Below are 26,207 nucleotides of genomic sequence, written 5' to 3'. Positions count from 1 at the left end.
ACATTCAAATTGTCACTTTATTATTTTTTAAACATGAATTTTAATTGCTGAAGAAATACTACCAGTACGGCTACGGACCAGCCTACCATGAGGGCACCGACAAGCCCTTCAGCTGCGCCAATCAATCGCCATTCTGCCGGTAATGTCACATCACCATAGCCAAGAGTTGCATAGCTTACGAGAGAGAAGTAACTGGCCGACTCCCAGTTTTCCAGCGCACCAGAAATTATGTAAAAAATTGCAAAAACGCCTGCTTCTGCGAGGTGTGCCATAAGAGCAGTTGCAACAACAATTACATTTCTGAATATGAAGTGAAATGTTGACGTTTTGTTTATACGTAGTTTTTCCATTACCCATAACATCCAAAACGTATGAATTATAACGGTAATAGTTAATAGTGCGAAAACAAATAAAATTATCATGCTGGCTCTTTGGGCGGTTAAGGGTATAGGGTTGAGCTGGTATTTCTGGAATGTACACGGAAGGAAATATAAAGCCAAATACTATTCATGCAGACAATTATTAATGAATATTGTTATTTAATTATTTAATGTATAAAAAATTAAATTGGCTAGTTAAACATGTTAAGAATCTGATGGTGATACTTTCATTGCAGAAAAAATAAAGCAATGCCATTTTTAAATCCTGTCTCGTCTTGCACATAAGTTGGTATCGGCTTTGAAAATGCTGGAATAAAAAGAGCATTGTATTCATCGAGCAGCACCCTTGAGGGCACGTATGGGGCACCGAAAGGCTGCATATGTTCACACATGGCTGAAAGTGACTTAACCTAATCTACTGATATTAAATAAGTCTTCTATTTTACAATGAAATAACAAATCTGATAGTATACCCCCCTATAGTATCTGGAGGGCGTATGCCGCATTCACCTGAAGACAAGAAACGCATTCTTACCCGTGTACGCCGTATTCGCGGTCAAGTTGATGCGCTTGAGCGTGCACTGGAATCTGGCGAACCGTGTCTGGCAATCCTGCAGCAAATTGCCGCCGTGCGCGGTGCATCCAATGGCCTGATGGGCGAAATGGTTGAGATCCATCTGAAAGACGAGCTGGTCAGCGGAGAAACAACGCCAGACCAGCGTGCCGTGCGCATGGCTGAAATCGGCCATCTTCTGCGTGCTTATCTAAAATAACATCATCACCTCGCAATAATGGGAAGAGACAAATGAAATCACGTGCAGCAGTTGCATTCGGCCCCGGCCAACCGTTAAAAATTGTCGAAATCGACGTCGCACCGCCAAAGAAAGGTGAAGTGCTGGTTAAAATTACCCATACCGGCGTGTGCCACACCGACGCCTTTACGCTCTCTGGCGACGATCCGGAAGGCGTATTCCCGGCGGTACTTGGCCATGAAGGTGGCGGCATTGTGGTTGAAGTAGGCGAAGGCGTCACCAGTCTGAAGCCGGGCGATCATGTGATCCCGCTGTACACCGCAGAGTGCGGCGAGTGTAAGTTCTGTAAATCGGGTAAAACCAACTTGTGTCAGGCCGTACGTGCGACCCAGGGCAAAGGTCTGATGCCGGATGGCACAACGCGCTTCTCGTATAACGGTGAGCCGATTTATCACTATATGGGCACCAGCACCTTCAGCGAATACACCGTTTGCGCGGAGATCTCTCTGGCGAAGGTTAACCCGCAGGCCCCGCTGGACAAAGTGTGTCTGCTGGGTTGTGGCGTGACCACCGGTATCGGAGCAGTCCATAACACCGCAAAAGTGAAAGAAGGCGACACCGTCGCCGTATTTGGTCTGGGCGGTATTGGTCTGGCGGTAATTCAGGGCGCGGTGCAGGCGAAAGCCGGGCGTATTCTGGCCGTTGATACCAATCCGGAAAAATTTAAGCTGGCAGGTGAAATGGGCGCGACTGATTTCATCAACCCGAAGGATTACGACAAACCGATTCAGGATGTGATCGTTGAACTGACCGACGGCGGCGTGGATTTTAGCTTTGAATGTATCGGCAACGTTAACGTGATGCGCGCGGCACTGGAATGTTGCCATAAAGGATGGGGCGAAAGCATCATCATTGGCGTGGCAGGAGCAGGGCAAGAGATCAAAACGCGTCCGTTCCAGCTGGTTACCGGGCGCGTCTGGCGCGGTTCCGCGTTTGGCGGCGTGAAAGGGCGTACTCAACTTCCTGGCATGGTTGAAGAAGCAATGAGTGGGAAAATTCAGTTGGATCCCTTTATTACCCACCGTTTACCGCTGGAGCAGATTAACGAAGCGTTCGATTTAATGCATCAGGGTAAGTCCATCCGTACCGTTATCCACTTTGGCGATAACTGATTCATTGGCCAGCGGATTTAACCGCTGGCACTTTCCTGAATTTTTTAGAATTATGTTGTGAAAGTGTGACGAATCCGGCGCTTTTCACGGTAAGTAAACTTCCCGGATTGCCGATGACTATCTAACGGGCGTGTTTTCACGCATAAACCCTACAAGAGAGTCGACGGTCATGGACAACACTACATCGATGCAAGCCCAGCATAAACTGGGCTTTCTGCATCAAATCCGGCTGGTTCCGCTGTTTTCCTCCATTCTCGGTGGCATCCTTCTGCTGTTCGCCTTAAGTTCCGGACTGGCAAGCTATTTTCTTATGCAGGCCGATCGCGATCAGCGCGACGTGACCGATGAGATTCAGGTCAGGATGGGGTTATCTAACAGCTCTAACCACTTACGCACCGCGCGTATCAATATGATCCACGCCGGCGCGGCGAGCCGTATTGCCGAAATGGATGACATGAAGGCCAATATTGCCGAGGCAGAAAAACGCATCAAGCAGTCGCAGGACGGTTTTAACGCTTATATGTCGCGTGCGGTAAAAACGTCTGCTGATGAAGCGCTAGATGCTGAACTGAGCGCCAGCTTCAAAGCCTATACCGACGGTTTACAGCCCATGCTGAAGTACGCTAAAAACGGCATGTTTGAAGCGATCATCAACCATGAAAATGAACAGGCCCGACCGCTGGACTCTGCTTACAATAAGGTATTGTTAAAAGCGATCGACATTCGTACCGCAAGGGCGAACCAGTTAAGCGAACAGGCGCATCAGCGTACACAACTCGGCATGGCTTTTATGCTGGGTGCATTCGTTCTTGCGCTGGTGCTAACCGTGATGACGTTCATTGTTCTGCGTCGTACCGTCATTCACCCTCTGCTACGCGCGGCCCAGCGTATTGAGCGAATTTCATCAGGCGATCTGACGATGCACGATGAACCGACCGGGCGTAGCGAAATTGGCCGTCTGAGCCGTCACCTACAGACAATGCAACGATCGTTGGGGAAAACGGTGGGCACGGTACGTCAGGGCGCGGAAGAAATCTACCGCGGTACCAGCGAGATTTCGGCGGGTAATACCGATCTGTCTTCACGTACTGAACAACAGGCCGCAGCGATTGAACAAACGGCAGCCAGCATGGAAGAGCTGACCGCCACGGTGAAGCAAAACGCCGACAATGCGCATCACGCAAGCAAACTGGCGGAAGATGCGTCCGGTAAGGCCAGTCGGGGCGGTCAGATGGTTTCTGGCGTGGTGAAAACCATGGGTAATATCTCAACGAGTTCGAAGAAAATCTCCGAAATCACAGCCGTGATTAATAGCATTGCTTTCCAGACCAATATCCTGGCACTGAACGCTGCGGTTGAGGCGGCGCGGGCAGGAGAGCAGGGGCGTGGATTTGCCGTGGTCGCCAGTGAAGTCCGTACGTTGGCAAGCCGCAGCGCTCAGGCGGCAAAAGAGATTGAAGGATTGATCAGCGAATCGGTCCGACTGATTGACCAGGGCTCCGGAGAAGTCGTCGCGGCGGGCAATACGATGACGGATATTGTCGATGCGGTAAAACGCGTCACCGATATCATGCTGGAAATCGCGGCGGCCTCTGATGAGCAGAGCCGGGGTATCGTACAGGTGAGCCAGGCTATATCAGAAATGGATAAGGTTACGCAGCAAAATGCCTCGTTGGTTGAAGAAGCATCGGCTGCGGCGGCCTCTCTCGAAGAGCAGGCGGCGCGCTTAACGGAAGCCGTAGGTACATTTCGCTTAACGGGAACGAGTGCAATTAAACGCCCTCCCGTAAGCACTACGCCTGACCAATCGCGTCCGCAGACGGCAACGGCCAGTGGCGATAACTGGGAAACGTTTTAACAATAAATTAAGGGACATGATGGTCCCTTAATATTTGGCATCAAAACGGTACGGTTTTGCGTATTGCGGCGATAAGGATCTGCGCGGCCTGAGAGAGTTGCACATCGACACGGGTAAGAATACCGATGGGTTCACCCGCACCGTGGGTAGGTATCGGCAACGACACCAGCGTCGCCTGGCGTAAATCCTCTCTAACCGCGCCTGAAGGGACAAACCACACATAGTCGTAATCAACCGTCAGCTGGCGGGAAAGCGATGCTGACAGCGTTTCAATGCAGCCTGGCGGCATTTTACAACCCTGACTTTGCAACAATGCTTCTGCGTGCTGGCGAGGCGCGGTTCCTTTTGGCGAAACCACCACCGGCCACTCCATTACCCGACTTAACGTGATGGTTTCCTGCAACAGCGGATGGTTAGGGCGCACGACCAGTTTAAGTGATTCCAGAAACAACAATTCATAGTTCAGACCGACCATTAATTCCGGATCGGCCATGCGACCAATGCCAAGATCGATTTCCCCGGATTTTAAACCTGCCAGAATCATCGGATTGCTCATGGTGGCGACCTGTAGCGTGGTCTCCATTTGCTGCTTGTGGAAAGGACCAATTACCGCAGGCAGAATGCCCAGTGCCGCGGTGGGTAAGGCCCCGATCCGTACGACATCAGTCTGCGATTCTTCGCGCTGATTTAACGCTTGTCCGGCGGTGTTGAGCGCATCCAGCACTCTTACCGCGTGGGTAAGAAACTGTTCTCCGGGCAGCGTTAACTGCGCGCCAAGGCGGCCACGCTCAAAGAGACGGGTACCGGTCAGTTGCTCCAGTTCATTTAGCGTTTTGGAGAGAGCCGGTTGGCTCAGGTTAAGGGTCTCAGCCGCGCGCCCCAACGTTCCCTGCTGTGCAACGGCGACAAAAGTATGAAGGTGGCGCAAGCGAATGCGCTGATTGAACAGAACATTTTTTTCCATAAGCGATGTTAAAAACAGAGCCGTATCGGTGACAAGTAAAGTTGTTTGTTTTTGATAACCTGATAGCAAAATATTATTAACATTTATCATGTTTTACTTACAACTGATTTATTTTGCTTATGTTTTGTACAGCATTGCTGGGTGGTGGGATCATGGAAGGGAGTGTGCCCAGTCGTTATACTTTGGTGATTGTTTACTTTTGAACGATTTCTCTTCACAAGGCACTGATGAATGATACATGTAATAGGGCACCTTAATCCCGATAGCGATGCCATCTGCACCGCCGCAATGACGGCGCGTTGGCTTAGTTTACGTGGCCAGCAGGCGACGGCATGGCGTTTGGGCGAGCCTAATCGCGAAACGCAGTTTATCTTTGAGCATGCGGGGCTGACGATGCCTGAACGGTTGACGTTTGAACTGACCGATCGTGATGTCTGGCTGGTCGATTTCACCGAGCCGGCCCAGGGACCGGAATCGTTAACAGAAAGTAACGTGGTGGGAATTATCGATCATCACCGACTTGGTGGGTTAGTCACCCGTCTGCCACCGGAAGTGTGGGTGAAGCCTGTCGGCAGTAGCGCAACCCTGCTGTGGCAACTGATGACGGAGGATGAACGCAATCAATTATCTTCAGCTGAGGCTGTTTTACTGCTCGGCGCCGTATTGAGTGACACTGTCACGCTTCGTTCACCAACGACGACCACTGACGATCGCCTGGCGGTTGATGCGCTGGCCCAAAAAACCGGAGTGGATCTTGACGCTTTCAGTCGCGACCTGCTGTCAGCTAAAACAAGTGTGGAAGGGATGAGTGCCCGGGAACTTTTGCAGAAAGACATTAAAACCTTCACCATCCATGGACATTCAGTCTGTGTAGCGCAGCTCGAACTCTATGCGCTGCAACAGGTTGATACAGCGCTGGACGATCTCCGTCAGGAAATGGCGCGCTATGCAGAAGAAAAGAACGCTGCGTTAGTCGTGCTGATGCTCACTGACATCAATCTGGGTGACACCAGCCTATGGTTTGCTGGATCAGAACTTTCAGACATCCCGCAGCCTTGCAAGGTAGAAGGTATGCTTAGCCGTAAAAAACAGATGCTGCCCTGGCTGGAAAGTCATTTGAAACCACGCCAGTAGGTACTGTTCATCTTTTGTATGGGTGGGAAGTTTACGCGGGGTCACACTTTGTAAATTCTTCCCACCGGAGTCAGCGGCGTTTTCTACACTCCAGGTAATATTCACTGGAGGCATGACATTATGGCGAACACCATCACGGCAGATGAGATTCGGGAACAATTTTCGCAGGCAATGTCAGCAATGTACCAGCAGGAAGTCCCGCAGTACGGCACGTTGCTGGAACTTGTCGCTGATGTGAATCTGGCGGTACTGGAAAATAATCCGACGCTGCATGAAAAACTGGCGAATGCGGATGAACTGGCCCGGCTAAACGTTGAGCGTCATGGTGCCATTCGAGTGGGTACCGCGCAGGAGCTTTCTACGCTGCGCCGGATGTTTGCCGTTATGGGCATGTATCCGGTGAGTTATTACGATCTCTCCCAGGCGGGCGTCCCTGTACATTCCACAGCCTTTCGTCCCATCGACGATGCCTCGCTATCGCGCAACCCGTTTCGGGTATTCACCTCGTTATTACGGCTCGAACTAATCGAAAACGCCGCGCTGCGGCAAAAAGCCGCTGAGATCCTCGCGAAACGCGATATTTTCACTCGCCGTTGCCACGAACTACTGGATGAATTTGATGCACAGGGCAGTTTTACATCTGAACAGGCGCAAGAATTTGTGCATGAAGCGCTGGAAACATTCCGCTGGCATCAGCACGCCACGGTCGATGAAGAGACCTATCACGCATTACATAACGAACACCGGCTGATTGCTGATGTAGTGTGCTTCCCCGGTTGTCATATCAACCATCTGACACCGCGAACGCTGGATATTGACCGGGTGCAGTCGATGATGCCGGAATGCGGCATTGAGCCCAAAATACTGATTGAAGGGCCGCCGCGCCGCGAGGTGCCGATTTTATTACGTCAGACCAGTTTCAAAGCGCTGGAAGAGCCGGTGTTGTTTGCCGGTGAAATGCGTGGCACTCACACGGCGCGTTTTGGTGAAATCGAACAGCGCGGCGTGGCCCTGACACCGAAAGGCAGAGCGTTGTACGACGAATTGCTGAATAAAGCGGGAACGGGGAAAGACAATCTGACGCACCAGCTACATCTTCAGGAGGTGTTTAAAGCCTTCCCGGACAGCGAATTCCTGCTGCGCCAGCAGGGGCTAGCCTGGTTCCGCTATCGTCTGACGCCATCGGGTGAAGCGCATCGGCAGGCGATTCGCCCGGATGACGATCCGCAGCCGCTTATTGAACGGGGCTGGCTGGTTGCGCAACCCATCACCTACGAAGATTTTTTACCGGTGAGTGCCGCAGGAATTTTCCAGTCCAATTTGGGTAATGAAACACAAGCTCGCAGCCACGGAAATTCCAGCCGCGACGCGTTTGAACAGGCGCTGGGTTGCGCGGTTTATGATGAGTTTGCGCTGTATCAGGAGGCTCAAGAGCGAAGTAAACGTCGGTGTGGTTTACTTTAACGGAATTTACATGGGATTCGGTCTGTTCCCATCGACATAAAATATTTTCGATTTTGTACAGATAATCGGCGACCAACAATTGGATTATTAATGAATTTTGTCTAGAGTGAGCGGTCAGAAATGTGCACTCTCTTGCCGCTGATTTTGACCGGCGCGGGACCATTTACACGACCAGAAGGACTCACTTTCAGGCATGAATCGCAGACGATTTATTAAAGGTTCAATGGCAATGGCCGCCGTGTGCGGAACCAGTGGTATTGCATCACTCTTTTCCCGCGCCGCCTTTGCGGCAGAGTCTGACATTGCAGACGGAAAAACCGTACGTTTTGATTTTTCCGTTCTGCAATCGATGGCCCATGACTTAGCACAGAAACCCTGGGGCGGTGCACCACGCGCGTTACCGGACACGCTGGCGAAACTGACGCCGCAGGCCTACAACAGCATTCAATATGACGCAGAGCAGTCTCTGTGGAACAATGTTGAAAATCGTCAGCTTGATGCGCAGTTCTTCCACGTGGGAATGGGCTTCCGTCGTCGTGTACGCATGTTCTCGGTTGATGGTAGTACGCATATGGCGCGTGAAATTCACTTCCGTCCGGAGCTGTTTAAATACAACGACGCGGGTGTGGATACCAAACAATTGGAAGGGCAGACTGACCTCGGATTCGCTGGATTCCGCGTGTTTAAGGCGCCAGAACTGGCCCGCCGCGATGTCGTTTCTTTCCTGGGCGCCAGCTATTTCCGCGCCGTGGATGACACCTATCAGTACGGTTTATCGGCCCGTGGTCTGGCGATAGATACCTACACCGACAGTAAAGAAGAATTTCCTGATTTCACCTCTTTCTGGTTCGAAACGGTTAAACCGGGCGCAACCTCCTTTACCGTGTATGCGCTTCTCGACAGCCCAAGCGTAACCGGCGCATTCAAGTTCGTGATCCACTGCGAGAAAACGCAGGTGATTATGGATGTACAAAACCACATCTATGCGCGCAAAGACATCAAGCAGCTCGGCATTGCGCCGATGACCAGCATGTTCAGCTGCGGCAACAATGAGCGTCGGATGTGCGACACTATTCACCCGCAAATCCATGACTCCGATCGTCTGGCGATGTGGCGGGGCAATGGCGAGTGGATCTGCCGTCCGCTGAATAACCCGCAAAAGCTGCAGTTCAACGCCTATACCGATAACAACCCGAAAGGGTTTGGCTTACTGCAACTCGATCGCGACTTCTCCCATTATCAGGACATCATGGGCTGGTATAACAAGCGTCCAAGCCTGTGGGTCGAACCGCGCAACCAGTGGGGCAAGGGGACCATCGGTCTGATGGAGATCCCGACGACCGGCGAAACGCTGGATAACGTTGTCTGCTTCTGGCAGCCGGACAAGAAGATCAAAGCTGGCGATGAGCTGGAATTCAAATATCGCCTGTACTGGAGCGCTCAGCCGCCGGTGCGTTCACCGCTGGCTCGCGTGATGGCGACCCGGACAGGCATGGGCGGTTTCCCGGAAGGATGGGCACCGGGCGAGCATTACCCAGAAAAATGGGCGCGTCGTTTTGCCGTTGACTTCGTTGGTGGCGATCTAAAAGCGGCTGCGCCGAAAGGCATTGAACCGGTGATTACGCTCTCCAGCGGTGAAGCGAAACAGATTGAGATCCTCTACGTGGAGCCTATCGACGGTTATCGCATTCAGTTTGACTGGTATCCGACTTCTGACTCAACCGATCCGGTAGATATGCGTATGTTCCTGCGTTGTCAGGGTGACGCCATCAGCGAAACCTGGCTGTATCAGTACTTCCCGCCAGCGCCGGATAAACGTCAGTACGTTGACGACCGCGAGATGCGTTAATCACGCCCTTTACGGCTCTCCTGATGGGGAGCCGTATCTGCATTCATCCTCATAACGACTCTGTACACTATTTACTCGATCCTGTTCGCATTTTTCTGTATGGCAAATGGGTACTCTGTGGGTGTGTATTTCTTATACACGTTCTTGTCCACTAACAGGGAGAAAGTATGTTTCCAGAATACAGAGACCTTATTTCCCGACTGAAATCCGAGAACCCTCGCTTTCTGTCCTTATTCGAAAAACACAACAGCCTTGATCATGAGATCTCCAGACTGGAAGGTTCGGATGGTCGGGGGTATAGTTTGGACATTGTTCGTCTTAAGAAACAGAAACTCCACCTGAAGGAAGATCTGCTCAAAATATTGCAAAAAGAGAGTGTCAGTGAGAGCTAAGTAGAACGGCGCTTGCTGTGTAAAAGGGCTTCCTGCGAGAAACGGAAGCCCTTCCTGTTTTAGGTGTTAATCGACCATCACGCGTTTGTTCGTCGCCCCCCAGAGGATCGACATTTCAGTGAACAACGCGCCGCTAATTTCTTCGACTTCTTCTGCACTAACCTGCGCATTTCCCTGTTTACCGAACAGCACCACTTCATCACCGGATGCAACCTGCGGCAAATCGGTTACATCGACGATCACGGTATTCATGGATGTTTTACCCAGTACCGGAACCCGCTGGCCGCGGATCAGCACGTGTCCCGCGTTACTGAACACACGGCGATAACCATCGGCATAACCTGTCGGGATATTGGCCAGAACGGAATCACGTTTAAGGGTATAGGTTCTGTCATATCCGACGGTGTTTCCTTTGGGGTAATGGTTTACCGACGCGATGGCAGATTTAAACGTCATGACGCGTTTGTATTCGGTGCTGGCGATGGTATCGCCATAGAAAATACCGCCAACACGCACCATGTCGAGCCAGGATTCTGGAACGGTCAGGGTAGCGAACGTATTCGCGACATGCAGGGTGACATCTTCGCGCTTAAGCCCGGTAATTTTCAGTACCTGGGCTGATTGCGTATTGAAACGGGCCAGATCGCGTTTTACCACTGCCGCATCTTCTTCCGGGAAATGCGACATGATGCCGACAATTTTCAGGCCGGGTAATGCGGAAATAGCGCGTGCTTCTTCCAGACCTGCAGCGGTACTGACTTCCAGACCGTTACGCGACATACCGCCAGAGTTCAGCGCCAGATGGATACGAATAGTTTTACCTTTCTCTTGAGCGATTGCACTTAGACGCTTAGCCATATCCAGATTACCAATAAGCTCTTCGGTATCGAAATCCGCCGCCTGGCGCATCTCTTTTTCCGTCGCGTTACGCACGCGCATGAGCTGCGATGTATAGCCTGACTGGCGAACGGTACTAATCTCCTCGTTGCTGGCGATGCCAATACATTGCACGCCGTTTTGCATCATCACCGGTGTTACCAGTGAGAGATCGTGCCCATACGCGTCGCCTTTAAGAATAGCGCACATCCGGGTTTTATCTCCCAGCAGTTGCTGAACTTTATGAATGTTATATTCCAGCGCGCTACGGGAAATTTCCAGCGTGGTATTATCCACGACCTGTTGCTTATTGACGGCAAAGGGAACGGGGCCCGCTTGCGTGGTGGAAACAGGTTGGTGACAGGCGGTAATCAGTAAAAGCGGAATAAGTGCTAAACGCCCCAAAGGTGCTGCCATGCTTGCTCCTTAGCAATAGAATGAAAGTGTTATTGTCATCATTACGGTCTATCCATGAGGGGATACCCGGATCACCAGAGTAACGGGTTCCACGCCAGAGATTCTTTCTAAGTGATTGCTGTTACAGCATAAAAATAAGACATCCTCGGTGCTAAACAGAGTAATATCGGCTACTGCCAGTCAGAAATGCCCCGTTTACGATCGCAAAGGAGATAAACATGTCAGAAATAATTATCGTTAGTGACGCGCTGGAACTGCGGGCGGTAGAAGAACAACACGTCACCCCTCTGCATCAGTTGGTGCTTAAAAATAAAACCTGGCTCCAACAGTCACTGAACTGGCCGCAGTTTGTCGAATCTGAGGACGACACGCGTAAGAACGTGCAGGGGAATATGATGTTGCACCAGCGCGGCTACGCCAAAATGTTCCTTATTTTCGAACAAGGGGAGGTGGCTGGCGTTATCTCGTTTAACCAGATAGAGCCGCTGAACAAAGCCGCTTATATTGGTTATTGGCTGGATGAAGAGCACCAGGGCAAAGGTATTCTGTCTCAGGCGTTACAGGCAATGATTCATCATTATGCGCAGCGCCAGGAGATTCGCCGCTTCGTGATTAAATGTCGTGTAGATAACGTCAAGAGCAACCAGGTTGCACTGCGCAATGGCTTCCGACTGGAAGGATGTATGCAACAGGCGGAGTTCCTTAATGGCGATTACCATGACGTGAATCTCTACGCCCGCATCATTGATGGCTCTTCAGAATAAACCGGCGATAGGGGTGCGCGTGATACGTTGTTCACCGTTGATCACTTTTGGCCCGCGCAGATGGATCGCATCGCCATCAAAGGCTTCAACTTGGGCCTGATCGGTTATCTCAATATGATGCTCGATCAGCACTTCACCCAGAATACAGGCATAGCCTTCAATCAGGATGTGACCGTCAAGCTGGAGCGGTCCGCCACGTAATTGCGCATGCCCCCCAACCAGCACGTGGTGTTTCAGCACGCAGTTACCTTCAACCACCGCGTGTTCCGCCACCTGCGAGCTGTAGCGCAGGGTAGGAATGGCGTCTTCATCCGTTCCGGCGATGACGCGTGCATGCCCATAGACTTTGGCGCAATCGCAGATCCAGACATTATTCTCTTCGTTGCCTTCTATCCGTGCAAAATCAAAAACTTCAGCCCGATGTTCTATAAAGGCATAATTGATCATCGCATCGCCATAGATTTGCGCCTGATGCACCACGCGTGAATTGCTGACTGCCGCCCGCTCGTAAATTTGCAGGAGCTGGTCGCTTTCACGGGTTAACCCTCTGGCTGCAATGATTTCAGAGTCACACACAATGCGTGCATCACCGCAGATGAGGCACTCACCGCGAACAACAGAATCCTGAATGGTGACGTTGTCACGTATTTGCGCGTTATGGCTGATTTCTGCTCGGTCAATCCAGACGGCATCACCAATCTGCGCTCCATCTCTGACCACGCTTGCCTGTGTAATACGGGCGTCTCCGGTTATCGTCGCGCCGCAAAACGCGAGCGCATTCTCATCGTATATCCAGCAATTACCGCTTTGCGACAGAACGCTTTCATCATCAATCCAGCCACCGAGCGTACCGGATCTAACATCATTAAAATCAATGAGTGCGATGATTTGGCGTAGTAATACACTTTTTTTATTGCCATTATCCAGGTAACTAAAGGAGCGAGATTCATCGCTTAGACGGTATTTGGTCATAGCTCATTTCCATGTTGCGCACCTTAGTTAAACGTAGCAAAGTTTTCTGTACTGGCTAAACCGGCAGATATTCCATAAAATGCATTTCAAATATACTTTAAAAAATAAACAAAATGAGTAAGAACAAACAGAGTGAACGGGTCCTCAATCTTCCGGCCGGTTATTTTGGCATGGTACTGGGTACAATTGGGATGGGATTTGCGTGGCGTTACGCCAGCCAGGTGTGGCCGGTGAGCCACTGGATTGGTGATGGCTTAGTCATCCTTGCGATGGTCATCTGGGGATTGCTGACGCTGGCATTTGTGAATCGCTTACTACGTTTTCCGCACAGCGTACTGGCGGAAATTCGTCATCCGGTGATGAGCAGTTTTGTCAGTCTGTTTCCAGCAACAACGATGCTGGTCGCGATTGGTTTTGTACCGTGGTATCGACCGCTGGCGTTAGGATTGTTCAGCATTGGTGTGGTGATACAGCTCTCATACGCCGCCTGGCAAACGGCAGGGCTGTGGCGTGGGGAGCATCCGGAAGAGGCCACCACGCCGGGTCTGTATCTGCCGACCGTTGCCAATAACTTTATCAGCGCCATGGCCTGTGGTGCACTTGGGTTCAACGATGCCGGGTTGGTGTTTTTAGGCGCCGGGGTATTTTCCTGGCTCAGCCTGGAGCCGGTGATTCTGCAGCGTTTACGTAGCTGCGGTGAACTACCGACGGTTTTACGGACTTCACTTGGTATACAGTTGGCACCCGCGCTGGTGGCCTGTAGTGCCTGGCTTAGCGTCAACGGTGGCGAGGGGGATACGTTAGCCAAAATGTTGTTCGGCTATGGTTTGCTGCAACTTCTGTTCATGCTACGCCTTATGCCGTGGTATTTGTCACAGCCATTTAATGCGTCTTTCTGGAGCTTCTCGTTTGGCGTGTCTGCGTTGGCGACAACGGGATTGCATCTTGGACACGGCAGTGAGTCAGGATTTTTTCATACTCTGTCTATCCCACTGTTTATTTTTACCAATTTTATCATTGCATTATTACTGATACGTACGTTTGCATTGCTGATGCAGGGGAAACTGCTCATCCGCACGGAGCGTGCTGCATTACTGAAATCTGAGGATAAATAATGACCCTTTGCGACGAAAACTACTTTACTGAAAAATATGATTTAACCCGTACGCATTCCGATGTCGTTGAAGCGGCAAAAGTGGTTGCACCAGGTAAAACGTTAGATCTGGGCTGCGGTAACGGCCGAAACAGCCTGTACCTGGCGGCAAACGGCTATGACGTTACCGCATGGGATAAAAACCCCATGAGCATCGCTAACCTTGAGCGCATCAAATCGGCTGAGGGGCTGACCAACCTGAACGCGAAGGTCGCTGACCTTAATGCGTTGCGTTTTGAGGGTGAATACGATTTTATTCTTTCTACCGTTGTACTGATGTTCCTTGAAGCCAAAACGATCCCTGGCCTTATTGAGAATATGCAACGTTGTACTAAACCGGGTGGATATAACTTAATCGTCGCAGCGATGGATACTGATGATTTTCCGTGCACAGTTGGTTTTCCGTTCGCGTTTAAAACCGGAGAATTACGCAACTATTACAGTGGGTGGGAGCTGCTGAAATATAACGAAGACGTAGGTGAACTTCATCGTACAGATGAAAACGGTAATCGAATTAAACTGCGCTTTGCCACAATGCTGGCACGTAAAACTGTTTGATTCTCCCGTCTGGGTTAACTCTTTCTACGTTCAGCGTTTTTTCGTGCTGAACGTAGAAATAAAAATGTGCGTTACTTTCCAATTTTAATGTATCTGAACATTTTTAGTGCATCCAAAATGATTCTGTTTTGCTATTCTTTTTTTGCATCATTGCGAAAACTAAAGGGATCGTTTCATGCGTACTCAAACTTTATTTAAAGTTGCAGTGCTTACTGGCTTGTTGGCATTATCCGGCTGTGCGTCAAAAGTGACCGAGCCGGATAAATATTCTGGGTTTTTAAAAAATTACTCTGATCTGAAGGAAACAAAATCAGCATCGGGACAAACAGTACTCCGTTGGGTTGATCCGAGCTACAACGAATCCAAATATGACAACATCGTGTATAACCCGGTAACGTATTATCCGGTTCCTAAACCTACTACACAGGTAGGGCAGCAGGTTCTTGATCAATTACTGACCTATACCAATACGAAGTTGAAAACGGCGATCGGTCAGCGTAAACCTCTGGTTACAACCCCAGGGCCACGTAGCCTGATTTTCCGCGGAGCGATTACCGGTGTTGCGACCAGCAAAGAAGGACTGCAGTTCTATGAAGTGGTCCCGGTTGCACTGCTGGTTGCAGGAACGCAAATGGCGACGGGTCACCGTACCATGGATACCAACCTCTATTTCGAGGGTGAGTTGATTGATGCAGCGACCAATAAACCGGTGATTAAAGTTGTACGTAAGGGTGAAGGTAAAGACCTGAACAACGAAAGCACGCCGATGGCGTTTGAAACGTTGAAGAAAGTTGTTGATGACATGGCGACCGATGCCTCCATGTTTGATGTGAACAAAAAACCACAATAAAAATGATGAACGCACCATCTCAGGATGGTGCGTTTTTTTATGCCACACGACGACGATAGAGTAGTTTACCCATCAGCGCTTCCGGTCGGGCAAACATCACCAGATTTCCCAGTAAGATCAACACCAATCCGGCAATCGCATTAACTTGCCAGATGTATCCTTCATACAATGTTGACAGCGTCAGCGCCACCAGCGGGAACAGCAGCGTGCTGTATGCCGCCTTACTGGGACCAATGCGACCTACCAGCGTGAAATAAGCGCCAAAGGCAATCACTGAGCCGAAAATAGCCAGATATAACAGCGCGCTAAGATAGCTGAATGTCCACTGTGGCGTGAAGTTGTCGCCGCGCACCAGCGCAATGGCCGCGATCAGCAATGTGCCGTACAGCATGGCCCAGCTGTTGGTCGTTAACACTTCTAACCCTTTTTTCTGGTGACGCAGACTGATCATATTTCCCAGTGAGAAGCCGAAGGTTCCCAGAGCGCTCAAACCGATGCCCAGTAACAGTGAATGATTAAACCCGCTGTTGAGCAAATCCTGCCAGAACAGAGTCACGATGCCCGTCAGTCCCAAACCCGCTGCAATATAGAAGCGCAGCGGTGGTTTTTGCCCAAAAAAGATGAAGCTATTGACTGCATTGAACAGGACGGCCATCGAGAAAATCACCGACTCCAGGCCGGTATTAATCCACGCCGCAGCCGTATAAAAACACCAGAAGTTAAAGCAAAAAACGCATCCGCCCTGTAACAGACAAAACAGATGATCGCGGCCAGACAGTTTGCGTAATTTACCGCTTAGCAACAGGATCACTATCATCACTGAGCTGGCAACGGCGAAGCGCCAAAAGATAGAAACCGGCGCAGAAACCGGACCTTGCTGCAAATAAATCGCAATCCATGTCGTTCCCCAAATAACCACCACCAGGCAGTACAACAGTGCGTTCATACGACTCTCTCTTTATTCATTCAGACTTACACTGTGTCACGACGGAATGCAGGAGGCTTTCATCGGCTTGCGGTGGACTTGCAAAATCTTGCGCTTTTTTTAGCGTAATAGTGAAAAGGCAGCTGTTAACGATATGTAGCTGATATAGACTGAAAGCCTGCTAACTTATTTTGAATGTGATGGTATGTCTCAGCCTTACGGTGCCTTTGAAAACTTGCGCAAACATAATGCCGTGTTGCATGAATCGGTTGCGTTACATTCAGGGATCCAACTGGCGGCCTGGTCGAACAAACGCGATACCATCACCCAATATTGCGATCACCATACGCTCAGTTTATACATCGCAGATGGTTACGAGAGTTACCACAAGACGGCGGGAGGCTGGAAGAATGGCGGGGGACCAGACCGTTTTTGCCTGATGCCGAAAGAGAGTGAGTCCAGTTGGGATATTCGTGACGATCTTTCCTTTGTTCATCTCTATTGTACGGACGCGCATTTGCGCGAAGTGGGTGAAAAAGTCTGGGACAAAAGCCCCTATAGCTTCACGCTGGACGAGCATACGTTTGGCAGTGACCCGGGGATCACGGCGGTTTACCGTCAGTTTTTGCTTGGTAATGACTGGCAGCAACCGGCCAATCACCTCACGCTTAGCGCGGCATCTTCACTACTGTTAACGCATCTGATCCAGCAGTACAGCAATGTGCAATGGCGACTTCCCGTCGTCACCGGAGGGCTTGCGCCTGCCACATTGCGCAACGTGCTGGCCTATATTGAAGCACATCTGGCGTATCCCATAACGTTGAGCGATCTGGCAGGTGAAGCAGCGCTAAGTGAATTCCATTTTGCCAGAATGTTTCGCCAGTCGATGAATATGGCGCCTCATCAGTACGTCATGCAACGCCGTATGGCGCTGGCGCAGCAACTGGTCTGTTATTCATCACGCAGCCTGTCGGATATTGCAATGGCCTGTGGGTTCAGTTCGGCGAGCCATTTCAGTAACCGGTTTAAACAAGTGACGGGTAAAACGCCAACGCAGCTACGCGCGGCGAAATAACGTCAACACTGAGTAGCAGATACCGCCGACGATCAGCCCCCAGAATGCAGACCCAACACCTAATACCGTCAGACCACTGGCCGTAACCAGAAAAGTCACGATAGCCGCATCGCGTTCTGCTTCATTATGTAAGGCTTGATATAAACTACCGCTAATCGTGCCAAGCAATGCCAGACCAGCAAGCATCTGGATCCAGCTTACGGGCAGGGCTGCCATCAGTCCTGTGACCGAACCGCCAAACACCCCAGCCAGAATGTAAAAGACACCCGCTGCCGCTGCGGCGAGCCAGCGTCGATTTGCATCTGGATGGGCTTCGGGGCTTTGGCAAATTGCTGCGGTTATGGCGGCGATGCAGATGGAATAGACGCCAAACGGCGAAAATAGCAGTGCCAGCAGACCCGTAAAAACAATCAAGGGTGAAACGGGTAACGAATATCCAGATGCTTTCATGGTCGCAATACCGGGGGCATTTTGCGAAGCCATAGTGACCAGAAACAGCGGTAGCGCAATACTGATACTGTGAGCTAATGAAAAGTGTGGGGCAATAAACGCTGGCAACACCGGTGACAGATTAACATCATCGGTGACAATGTCACCTTTAACCAGGGCGATGGCTATACCTACCAACATTGCGGCGATTACGGCATACCGTGGGGCAATCACTTTTAGTACTAACCACGCCAGCAGCATGCTGCCGCACAAGATAAGCTCACTGTTCAGGCTATTGAACGCCTGCAAACCAAAACGCAGCAAGATTCCGGCCAGCATGGCTGATGCCAGCGAGTGGGGAATAATTTTCATCAGGCGGGCAAACAGCCCGGTTATACCGCACAGCACAATCAATGCATTAGCCACGATAAAAACACCGATAGCATCCTGAATCGATACCCCTTGCAGGCCCGTCACCAGCAGCGCGGCACCGGGCGTTGACCATGCGGTGAGTACAGGGGCGCGATACCACAATGTCAGCGCCAGCGTACTGACCCCCATTGCTAGCCCCAGTGCGGTCATCCAGCCTGCGATTTGTCCGGTCGTCGCACCTGCGGCGAGCGCCGCTTGCCAGATAATGGCCGCTGAACTGGCGTAGCCGACCAGGACAGCCACAAAACCCGACAAAACTGTAGGCAAGGGGATGGAAAATGTGCGCATAGCAACTCCGCGTGCGTTATAACGGTCAGTTACTGTAGCACTGTGCGTTATAGCGTACAAGTGCTAAGCTGTAGCCCCGAGAAAGGAGAGCGACGAAGGAGAAAAATGGACAACTTAACCCACTATCTGGCCACAACGCTCAAGACGCTACGTCACCAGCGTGAATGGAGCCTTTCGCGTCTGGCGGAGGAAACTGGCGTCTCAAAAGCGATGCTGGGGCAGATTGAGCGCAACGAATCCAGTCCAACGGTGGCGACATTGTGGAAAATTGCCACTGGACTGAACGTCCCGTTTTCAACGTTTATTTCACCACCAGAGTCAGAAGGCACGCTAACATTCGATCCCCAGCAGCAGGCGATGGTCGTCACGCCGTTGTTCCCGTGGGATCCGCAACTGTGCTTCGATCATTTTTCGATACTGCTGGCACCCGGCGCGCTCAGTGAATCTACTCCGCATGAAACCGGCGTAATTGAGCACGTGGTGGTGATTAGTGGTCTGCTGGATATGTGTATTGAGGGGCAGTGGCGCACCCTTAAATCCGGTGAAGGTGTCCGTTTCGCCGGAGATACGGCACATAGCTACCGTAACAGTAGCGAGCAAACGGTTCATTTTCACTCGCTGATCCATTACCCACGCGGTTAATCGGGAAAACTATTTCGAAACACCGCGCTTGTGACTACAATAACCGCCATTTTTACCGCTTGTGGATGGTAACAACTGTATGCGCCAGCAGCCTCATCACCTTGAATTGTTAAGCCCGGCTCGGGATACCGCCATTGCGCGCGAAGCCATTTTGCACGGCGCAGACGCCGTTTACATTGGTGGACCAGGTTTTGGCGCGCGTCATAACGCCAGTAATAGCCTGAAAGATATTGCCGAATTAGTGCCTTTTGCCCATCGTTACGGGGCAAAAATCTTTGTGACGCTAAACACGATCTTGCATGATGATGAGCTGGAGCCCGCACAACGGTTAATTACCGATCTGTATCAGACCGGCGTTGATGCCCTGATCGTGCAGGATATGGGGATTCTTGAACTGGATATTCCCCCGATTGAACTGCACGCCAGCACCCAGTGCGATATTCGCAGCGTTGAGAAGGCGAAATTTCTATCCGATGTGGGATTCACCCAGATTGTGCTGGCGCGCGAACTGAGCCTTGAGCAGATTAACGCTATCCATCAGGCTACTGATGCGACCATTGAGTTTTTCATTCACGGTGCGCTGTGCGTTGCCTATTCAGGGCAGTGTTATATTTCACATGCGCAAACCGGACGCAGCGCTAACCGCGGCGACTGTTCCCAGGCTTGCCGTCTGCCGTATACCCTGAAAGACGATCAGGGACGCGTGGTGTCCTATGAAAAACATCTGTTGTCGATGAAAGATAACGATCAGACCGCCAACCTGGGCGCGTTGATTGACGCAGGTGTGCGTTCCTTCAAAATTGAAGGGCGCTATAAGGACATGAGTTATGTGAAGAATATTACCGCGCATTATCGCCAGATGCTCGACGCCATCATTGAAGAACGCGGCGATCTGGCCCGTTCATCAGCGGGACGTACCGAACATTTCTTTACCCCATCCACAGAGAAAACCTTCCATCGCGGCAGCACCGATTATTTTGTGAATGCCCGTAAAGGGGATATCGGCGCATTCGACTCACCAAAGTTTATCGGTTTGCCGGTCGGCGAAGTCCTGAAGGTGGCGAAAGATCATCTCGATGTTGAGGTGACTGAACCGCTGGCAAACGGGGATGGCCTGAACGTGTTAATCAAACGTGAGGTTGTTGGATTTCGCGCCAACACCGTGGAAAAAACGGGGAACAATCGTTATCGGGTATGGCCGAATGAAATGCCCGCCGACCTGCACAAAGTGCGTCCGCATCATCCGCTGAATCGCAACCTCGATCATAACTGGCAGCAAGCGTTAACAAAAACTTCCAGCGAACGCCGTGTTGCGATCGATATTGAGCTCGGCGGCTGGCAGGAGCAGTTGATTCTGACGCTCACCAGTGAAGAGGGCGTGAGTATCACCCATACGTTGGACGGCCAGTTTGAGGAAGCGAACAATGCGGAAAAAGCGTTGAGTAACCTACAGGACGGACTGGCAAAACTTGGTCAGACGATGTACTACGCCCGCAATATTCAGGTGAATCTGCCGGGCGCGCTGTTCGTGCCAAACGGTCAACTAAATCAGTTCCGGCGTGAAGCCGTTGATATGCTGGATGCAGCGCGCTTGCAAAGCTATCAGCGCGGTAGCCGCAAACCGGTATCTCAGCCAGCGCCGGTTTATCCACAAACGCACTTGAGTTTCCTGGCTAACGTCTACAACCAAAAAGCGCGTGAGTTTTATCACCGTTATGGCGTTCAGTTGATTGATGCAGCCTATGAAGCTCATGAAGAAAAGGGCGAAGTGCCGGTGATGATCACTAAACATTGCCTGCGTTTCGCCTTTAACCTGTGTCCGAAACAGGCGAAAGGTAACATCAAAAGCTGGAAAGCAACACCGATGCAACTGGTTAACGGCGATGAAGTCCTGACGCTGAAATTTGATTGCCGACCGTGCGAAATGCACGTAATCGGCAAGATGAAGCATCACATTCTGAAGATGCCGTTGCCGGGCAGCGTCGTGGCTTCGGTCAGTCCAGAAGAACTGATGAAGACACTGCCGAAGCGCAAAGGTTAATCGTTAGCTCAGATGTGTATCGGGTTTGCGTGATTTTTGCCAGTGATGGTGTTCACGAAGATCGGCGGCGGATTCTTCCGCCGTCACTCGAAGTTCATCGCTGTCGGCCGTGTGTCGTAGTAAATGATCGGCATCCTGCACCTGAAGATATTCATGTCCCTGATTAGTAGCGAAAAGTTGACCGGAAAAAAGCGCGCTGGCCAGCAATAACACTGTTAACCCTTTCTTAAACATCATGCACCCTCTGGTACGTTAGCTGCGGAATTGGCGATAATTTCGCCAGGTGACTATTCAATATTTTAATCGGGTTAATGACAATCTCTGTTTTGCCATTTCGATGTTTTTTACATATTTGTTTAGCCAGTGTTGGGATTTGTCACAACCGGGCAATACAGTGCTGCCCGGTTGTTTGCAAGGAGAGTATCAGGACTTGAATCCGGCGGCTGTCATCAGGAGACGAAAGAACATACCAACGGCGGCGAGGGCCAGCACGCTGCCGCCCCAGAGGATCACCAGCCACATCAGGCGTTTCCAGATTGTTTGTTGCATCAATGATACCCCTCACCATGTTGAACTTTGCCGCGGAAAACGTAATAGCTCCAGAAGGTGTACATCAGGATTATCGGGATAATCAGCAGTGCGCCAACCAACATAAAGCCCTGACTTTGTGCCGGAGCCGCCGCCTGCCAGAGCGTAATAGACGGTGGAATGATATGTGGCCAGATACTGATCCCCAGCCCGCTAAACCCGAGAAAAATCAGCCCCAGTGTCAATACAAAAGGCAGCGTATGGCAGTTATGTTGCCCCAGAGAACGCCACAGCCAGAGACTGATAAGTGCAACCAGCAGCGGAACAGGCATCAGGAACCACAGGTTGGGCAGGCTAAACCAACGCTCGGCAATCGCGCTATGTGCCAGTGGTGTCCACGGGCTGATAATGGCAATCACGACTAACATTGCCAGCAGCAGTTTTTTGGCCACACTGCGCATTTTATCCTGCAACGGATTTTCGCTTTTCATCACCAGCCATGTCGCCCCCAGCAGGGCGTAAGCCACGACCAGACCAACGCCGCAGAATAACGTGAACGGGGTCAACCAGTCGAAAGGACCGCCGCTGTAGCTGCGTCCGGTAACGGAAAATCCGTTGATTACGGCACCCACCACGACACCTTGCGTGAATGTCGCGAGGATTGAACCGCCGATAAAGGCTTTATCCCAGAATGGTCGGTGAGCCGGTGTGGCTTTGAAGCGAAACTCGAACGCGACGCCGCGAAAAATTAGGCCGATTAGCATCAGGGTCAACGGGATCGTCAGCGCATCGACGATCACCGCATAGGCCAGGGGGAAAGCGCCGAATAATCCTGCGCCGCCCAATACCAGCCAGGTTTCATTGCCGTCCCATACCGGGGCTACGCTGTTGACCATAACATCGCGGTCGTCAGCGTCCTGAATCGCTGGGAATAAAATGCCAATCCCGAGATCAAAACCGTCCATCACGATATACATCAGCGTGGCGAAGACGATAATTACAAACCAGATAACTGATAAATCGATACCCATTAGCGATGTGCCTCCGGTTGAGAATCGAGGACGGCGGCTGAAAGCGGCCGGGCAGGCGTGCCTGTTGGCGGAATAGTCGGGTCATCTTCCTGTGGCCCTTTACGGATCAGGCGGATCATGTAGCTGTAACCCACGCCAAACACTGAGCTGTACACCACAAAGAAGGACAGCAGGCTGATGCTCATATGTAAATCGCCATGTGCAGAAACCGCATCCGCCGTACGTTGCAGACCGTAAACCACCCACGGCTGACGGCCAACTTCAGTGGTCACCCAACCGGCAAGGATGGCAATCAGACCGGAAGGACCCATCCATAAGGCAAAGCGCAGAAAAGGGCGCGAGGTGTATAAACGCTGCTTATAGCGCAGCCACAGGGCAAACGCGCCCAACAGGATCATCAGCATGCCTAGCCCGACCATTATGCGAAACGACCAGAACACCATGGTGGAGTTGGGCCTGTCTTCTTTAGGAAACTCTTTTAGGGCCGGGACCTGTTTGTCCAGACTATGGGTCAGGATCAGACTGCCTAGCGCCGGGATTTCCAGCCCATAGCGGGTGCGTTCCTGCTCCATATCCGGCCAGCCGAACAGCAGCAGCGGAGTCGGTTCACCGGGGCGATTTTCCCAGTGTCCTTCAATCGCAGCAATTTTTGCCGGCTGATGCTTCAGCGTATTCAAACCGTGCATATCGCCAATCAAGGCCTGCAGTGGAGCGACGATTAATGTCATCCACAGCGCCATCGAAAACATCGCTCGAATTGCTGGTGTGTTATTCCCGCGCAGCAAATGCCATGCCCCCGAGGCAGCAACAAACAACGCGCTACTCAGGAAGGCGGCAACCGACATATGCAGCAGACGATAGGGGAATGAAGGATTGAAAATAACGGCGAACCAGTCGACGGGAACGACCTGGCCGTTAACTATTTCATAGCCTTGCGGTGTCTGCATCCAGCTGTTGGAGGCGAGGATCCAGAAGGTTGAAATAATGGTACCCAGTGCGACCATGCAGGTGGCAAAGAAATGAAGTCCTGGACCAACCCGATTCCAGCCAAACAACATCACCCCAAGGAAACCAGCTTCGAGGAAGAAGGCGGTTAATACTTCATAGGTCAGTAACGGCCCAGTGATACTCCCGGCGAACTCGGAAAAACCACTCCAGTTGGTGCCGAACTGATAAGCCATCACCAGCCCGGAAACTACACCCATACCAAAATTTACGGCGAATATTTTCGACCAGAAATGGTAAAGCGATCGCCAGGTGGGATTTTTCGTTTTTAGCCATAGCCCTTCCAGCACAGCCAGATAACTGGCGAGCCCGATAGTAATAGCCGGAAAAATGATGTGAAAGGATACCGTAAACGCGAACTGGATCCTTGCCAGGTGAAACGCGTCAAGACCGAACATGCTTAACTCCGCAGGCAAAATTGATTTAGCGCAATTCTAAGTCTGAGGAACAATGGAAGGCAGAAACAGAACAGTTCTTTTTAACCATAACAGTTGCAGCGCTGTTATAAGTTGCACTCGCTGATATGAAATCTGGAAGCTTGATTCCTGTTATTGAATAGCGTTCTCTTCTTGAAATACGCGCCGTAGGCAAAGAACTGTCATTAACGATGTTGTAAAACTGTTAACTATAACAGTTAAATAAAATACCCTGATTATGTAAACTGATATACACAGTGGTTGTCACCGACACCGGTAATCAGGACGAAAAATGAAAAAGTACCAGCGACTGGCAGAGCAAATTCGCGATCAAATTGCGTCTGGCGTATGGCAGCCAGGCGATCGCTTGCCATCCTTGCGTGAGCAGGTGGTCAGCAGCGGAATGAGTTTTATGACCGTCGGACACGCATACCAGTTGCTGGAAAGCCAGGGGCGGATTATTGCCCGACCGCAGTCTGGCTATTATGTCGCCGCGCGCCCCGAACGTGAACTTGCTGCACCGCAGGTGCAGGTTATGCGCGATGAAGCGGTGGATATCAATACCTACATTTTTGATATGTTGCAGGCCAGCCGGGATGCGTCAGTGATGCCCTTTGCCTCCGCATTCCCCGACCCGCGTCTGTTTCCACTTCAGCAGTTGAACCGCTCGTTGGCGCAGGTGAGTAAAACTGCCACCGCCATGAGCGTGATTGAAAACCTGCCGCCGGGGAATGCTGAGCTGCGTCATGCCATTGCCCGTCGCTATGCTCAACAGGGGATGACCATTTCACCGGACGAAATCGTCATCACCACCGGCGCGATGGAAGCACTCAACCTGAGCCTGCAAGCAGTCACCGAACCGGGTGATTGGGTAATTGTCGAAAACCCCTGTTTTTACGGGGCGTTGCAGGCCCTGGAGCGATTACGTCTGAAGGCGCTTTCGATTGCCACCGACGTAAAAGAGGGGATCGATCTCACCGCGCTGGAGCAGGCGTTGCAGGAGTACCCGGTAAAAGCTTGCTGGCTAATGACAAACAGCCAAAATCCACTGGGTTTTACGCTCAGCGCAGAGAAAAAGGCGCGTCTGGTCGCCTTGCTGGAAAAATACCACGTAATACTGATTGAAGATGATGTTTACAGCGAACTGTACTTTGGCCGCGAAAAACCGTTGCCCGCCAAAGCCTGGGATCGCGCCGACAGCGTTCTGCATTGTTCGTCCTTCTCGAAGTGTCTGGTACCAGGATTTCGTATTGGCTGGGTGGCAGCAGGGAAACATGCCCGGCGTATTCAGCGACTCCAGCTAATGAGCACCTTATCTACCAGTTCGCCCATGCAGCTTGCCCTTGTTGATTATCTTTCAACCCGGCGCTATGACGCGCATCTGCGGCGCTTGCGTCGGCAACTGGCGGAACGTAAACAACAGGCCTGGCAAACGCTGCTGCGTCATCTTCCGGCGGAGGTCAAAATTCACCACAACGACAGCGGTTATTTTCTGTGGCTGGAGCTGCCGGAACCGCTTGATGCCGGTGTGCTCAGTACCCATGCGCTGGCACACCACATCAGTATTGCGCCGGGGAAAATGTTCTCGACCTCGGGAAGCTGGACACGTTTTTTTCGTTTTAATACGGCATGGCACTGGGGAGATCGCGAAGAGCAGGCCGTAAAACAGCTTGGTAAATTAATTCGTGAAATGATGAAATAAACCATAACGCGCTATTCAATATAAATGAATAGCGTGTTCTTATTTTCGAAATAGTGAATGCTGAACCACGGTATTATTTATATCGGGTGCGTCCATACAAAATATCAATAGTTAATACTATTGCCACCTCTGCGTCTA

Annotated in this window: 25 protein-coding genes; 15 read left to right on the top strand and 10 right to left on the bottom strand. The window is 51.2% G+C overall.

Annotated features, from left to right (window positions below; genetic code table 11):
- Positions 1–20: 20 nt before the first annotated feature.
- Positions 21–422, bottom strand: a complete 402-nt coding sequence (locus OGY09_RS20835; RefSeq protein WP_032944417.1) for an ion channel — start codon at positions 420–422, stop codon at positions 21–23.
- Between the two features lie 455 nt (positions 423–877).
- Between OGY09_RS20835 and OGY09_RS20830 the strand changes: the two genes are divergently transcribed.
- The 3 genes from OGY09_RS20830 (at position 878) to OGY09_RS20820 (ending at position 4,162) form a co-directional block, all read left to right on the top strand.
- Entirely contained in the window at positions 878–1,153 is a 276-nt protein-coding gene (locus tag OGY09_RS20830; protein WP_003833178.1) for a metal/formaldehyde-sensitive transcriptional repressor, read from the top strand.
- Between the two features lie 32 nt (positions 1,154–1,185).
- Entirely contained in the window at positions 1,186–2,304 is a 1,119-nt protein-coding gene (locus OGY09_RS20825; protein WP_008784862.1) for an S-(hydroxymethyl)glutathione dehydrogenase/class III alcohol dehydrogenase, read from the top strand.
- 169 nt (positions 2,305–2,473) lie between these two features.
- Positions 2,474–4,162 carry a methyl-accepting chemotaxis protein gene (locus OGY09_RS20820; RefSeq protein WP_032943540.1) on the top strand — a complete coding sequence of 563 codons (1,689 nt, stop codon included), beginning with the start codon at positions 2,474–2,476 and terminating at the stop codon, positions 4,160–4,162.
- A 40-nt stretch (positions 4,163–4,202) separates the two neighbouring features.
- Here the strand turns inward: OGY09_RS20820 and pcaQ are convergent, their stop codons facing one another.
- Positions 4,203–5,126: a pca operon transcription factor PcaQ gene (gene pcaQ, locus OGY09_RS20815; RefSeq protein WP_003020288.1), complete on the bottom strand. Its 924-nt coding sequence runs from the start codon at positions 5,124–5,126 to the stop codon at positions 4,203–4,205.
- Between the two features lie 231 nt (positions 5,127–5,357).
- On the opposite strand from pcaQ, the gene OGY09_RS20810 reads away from it, so the two are divergent.
- The 4 genes from OGY09_RS20810 to OGY09_RS20795 all read left to right on the top strand — a co-directional run bounded on the left by OGY09_RS20810 (position 5,358) and on the right by OGY09_RS20795 (position 9,965).
- Positions 5,358–6,260 carry a manganese-dependent inorganic pyrophosphatase gene (locus OGY09_RS20810; protein WP_008784860.1) on the top strand — a complete coding sequence of 301 codons (903 nt, stop codon included), beginning with the start codon at positions 5,358–5,360 and terminating at the stop codon, positions 6,258–6,260.
- Between the two features lie 120 nt (positions 6,261–6,380).
- The gene (hglS, locus tag OGY09_RS20805; RefSeq protein ID WP_003020282.1) at positions 6,381–7,724 is read left to right on the top strand and encodes a 2-oxoadipate dioxygenase/decarboxylase HglS; all 1,344 of its coding nucleotides are present in this window, start codon (positions 6,381–6,383) and stop codon (positions 7,722–7,724) included.
- Between the two features lie 193 nt (positions 7,725–7,917).
- Positions 7,918–9,573 (top strand): glucan biosynthesis protein D, encoded by a 1,656-nt coding sequence (locus OGY09_RS20800; protein ID WP_008784858.1) that lies wholly within the window; start codon positions 7,918–7,920, stop codon positions 9,571–9,573.
- Between the two features lie 167 nt (positions 9,574–9,740).
- Complete coding sequence (locus OGY09_RS20795) at positions 9,741–9,965, top strand: HP1242/YdcH family protein (protein ID WP_003833168.1); 225 nt, start codon at positions 9,741–9,743, stop codon at positions 9,963–9,965.
- 66 nt (positions 9,966–10,031) lie between these two features.
- On the opposite strand, the gene alr is transcribed toward OGY09_RS20795, so the two are convergent.
- Positions 10,032–11,258, bottom strand: coding sequence for an alanine racemase (alr, locus tag OGY09_RS20790; protein ID WP_003833167.1), 1,227 nt, complete (start codon positions 11,256–11,258; stop codon positions 10,032–10,034).
- A gap of 218 nt (positions 11,259–11,476) precedes the next feature.
- Here alr and rimL point away from each other — a divergent pair, with 218 nt between their 5' ends.
- Positions 11,477–12,022, top strand: coding sequence for a 50S ribosomal protein L7/L12-serine acetyltransferase (gene rimL / locus OGY09_RS20785; protein WP_032943538.1), 546 nt, complete (start codon positions 11,477–11,479; stop codon positions 12,020–12,022).
- Here rimL and ydcK read toward each other — a convergent pair.
- Complete coding sequence (ydcK, locus tag OGY09_RS20780) at positions 12,014–12,994, bottom strand: YdcK family protein (protein WP_032943537.1); 981 nt, start codon at positions 12,992–12,994, stop codon at positions 12,014–12,016. The two genes, rimL and ydcK, sit on opposite strands and share 9 nt — an antisense overlap.
- 113 nt (positions 12,995–13,107) lie before the next feature.
- On the opposite strand from ydcK, the gene tehA reads away from it, so the two are divergent.
- From tehA to OGY09_RS20765, 3 genes are all read left to right on the top strand, one after another.
- Positions 13,108–14,109 carry a dicarboxylate transporter/tellurite-resistance protein TehA gene (gene tehA / locus OGY09_RS20775; protein WP_032943536.1) on the top strand — a complete coding sequence of 334 codons (1,002 nt, stop codon included), beginning with the start codon at positions 13,108–13,110 and terminating at the stop codon, positions 14,107–14,109.
- Positions 14,109–14,705 (top strand): tellurite resistance methyltransferase TehB, encoded by a 597-nt coding sequence (gene tehB, locus OGY09_RS20770; RefSeq protein WP_032943535.1) that lies wholly within the window; start codon positions 14,109–14,111, stop codon positions 14,703–14,705. The genes tehA and tehB overlap by 1 nt, the downstream gene beginning before the upstream one ends.
- A 175-nt stretch (positions 14,706–14,880) precedes the next feature.
- Entirely contained in the window at positions 14,881–15,555 is a 675-nt protein-coding gene (locus OGY09_RS20765; RefSeq protein ID WP_003833157.1) for a DUF3313 domain-containing protein, read from the top strand.
- A 37-nt stretch (positions 15,556–15,592) separates the two neighbouring features.
- Here OGY09_RS20765 and OGY09_RS20760 read toward each other — a convergent pair whose 3' ends face one another.
- Positions 15,593–16,501 (bottom strand): DMT family transporter, encoded by a 909-nt coding sequence (locus tag OGY09_RS20760; RefSeq protein ID WP_032943534.1) that lies wholly within the window; start codon positions 16,499–16,501, stop codon positions 15,593–15,595.
- Between the two features lie 184 nt (positions 16,502–16,685).
- Between OGY09_RS20760 and OGY09_RS20755 the strand changes: the two genes are divergently transcribed.
- Entirely contained in the window at positions 16,686–17,555 is an 870-nt protein-coding gene (locus OGY09_RS20755; RefSeq protein ID WP_032943533.1) for an AraC family transcriptional regulator, read from the top strand.
- Here the strand turns inward: OGY09_RS20755 and OGY09_RS20750 are convergent.
- Positions 17,538–18,704 carry a benzoate/H(+) symporter BenE family transporter gene (locus OGY09_RS20750; RefSeq protein WP_032943532.1) on the bottom strand — a complete coding sequence of 389 codons (1,167 nt, stop codon included), beginning with the start codon at positions 18,702–18,704 and terminating at the stop codon, positions 17,538–17,540. The two genes, OGY09_RS20755 and OGY09_RS20750, sit on opposite strands and share 18 nt — an antisense overlap.
- 105 nt (positions 18,705–18,809) lie before the next feature.
- Between OGY09_RS20750 and OGY09_RS20745 the strand changes: the two genes are divergently transcribed.
- Positions 18,810–19,346, top strand: coding sequence for a helix-turn-helix domain-containing protein (locus OGY09_RS20745; protein WP_032943531.1), 537 nt, complete (start codon positions 18,810–18,812; stop codon positions 19,344–19,346).
- 79 nt (positions 19,347–19,425) lie between these two features.
- Complete coding sequence (gene rlhA, locus OGY09_RS20740; protein ID WP_032943529.1) at positions 19,426–21,387, top strand: 23S rRNA 5-hydroxycytidine C2501 synthase; 1,962 nt, start codon at positions 19,426–19,428, stop codon at positions 21,385–21,387.
- 3 nt (positions 21,388–21,390) lie between these two features.
- Here rlhA and OGY09_RS20735 read toward each other — a convergent pair whose 3' ends face one another.
- The 4 genes from OGY09_RS20735 to OGY09_RS20720 all read right to left on the bottom strand — a co-directional run bounded on the left by OGY09_RS20735 (position 21,391) and on the right by OGY09_RS20720 (position 24,349).
- Complete coding sequence (locus OGY09_RS20735; protein WP_003020233.1) at positions 21,391–21,621, bottom strand: DUF2554 family protein; 231 nt, start codon at positions 21,619–21,621, stop codon at positions 21,391–21,393.
- Positions 21,622–21,810: 189 nt separating this feature from the next.
- Positions 21,811–21,936 (bottom strand): DUF2474 domain-containing protein, encoded by a 126-nt coding sequence (locus OGY09_RS20730; RefSeq protein WP_003020230.1) that lies wholly within the window; start codon positions 21,934–21,936, stop codon positions 21,811–21,813.
- Positions 21,936–22,946: a cytochrome d ubiquinol oxidase subunit II gene (cydB, locus tag OGY09_RS20725; RefSeq protein ID WP_032943527.1), complete on the bottom strand. Its 1,011-nt coding sequence runs from the start codon at positions 22,944–22,946 to the stop codon at positions 21,936–21,938. Before cydB ends, OGY09_RS20730 begins: the two co-directional genes overlap by 1 nt.
- Entirely contained in the window at positions 22,946–24,349 is a 1,404-nt protein-coding gene (locus OGY09_RS20720) for a cytochrome ubiquinol oxidase subunit I (RefSeq protein WP_032943526.1), read from the bottom strand. Before OGY09_RS20720 ends, cydB begins: the two co-directional genes overlap by 1 nt.
- A 310-nt stretch (positions 24,350–24,659) precedes the next feature.
- On the opposite strand from OGY09_RS20720, the gene OGY09_RS20715 reads away from it, so the two are divergent.
- Positions 24,660–26,069 carry an aminotransferase-like domain-containing protein gene (locus tag OGY09_RS20715; RefSeq protein WP_032943525.1) on the top strand — a complete coding sequence of 470 codons (1,410 nt, stop codon included), beginning with the start codon at positions 24,660–24,662 and terminating at the stop codon, positions 26,067–26,069.
- Positions 26,070–26,207: the final 138 nt, after the last annotated feature.

Origin of the sequence: Citrobacter sp. Cpo071 (genome assembly GCF_030332765.1) — a bacterium.
GTDB classification, from domain to species: domain Bacteria; phylum Pseudomonadota; class Gammaproteobacteria; order Enterobacterales; family Enterobacteriaceae; genus Citrobacter; species Citrobacter portucalensis.
This window is presented reverse-complemented; position numbering and strand designations above follow the sequence as displayed.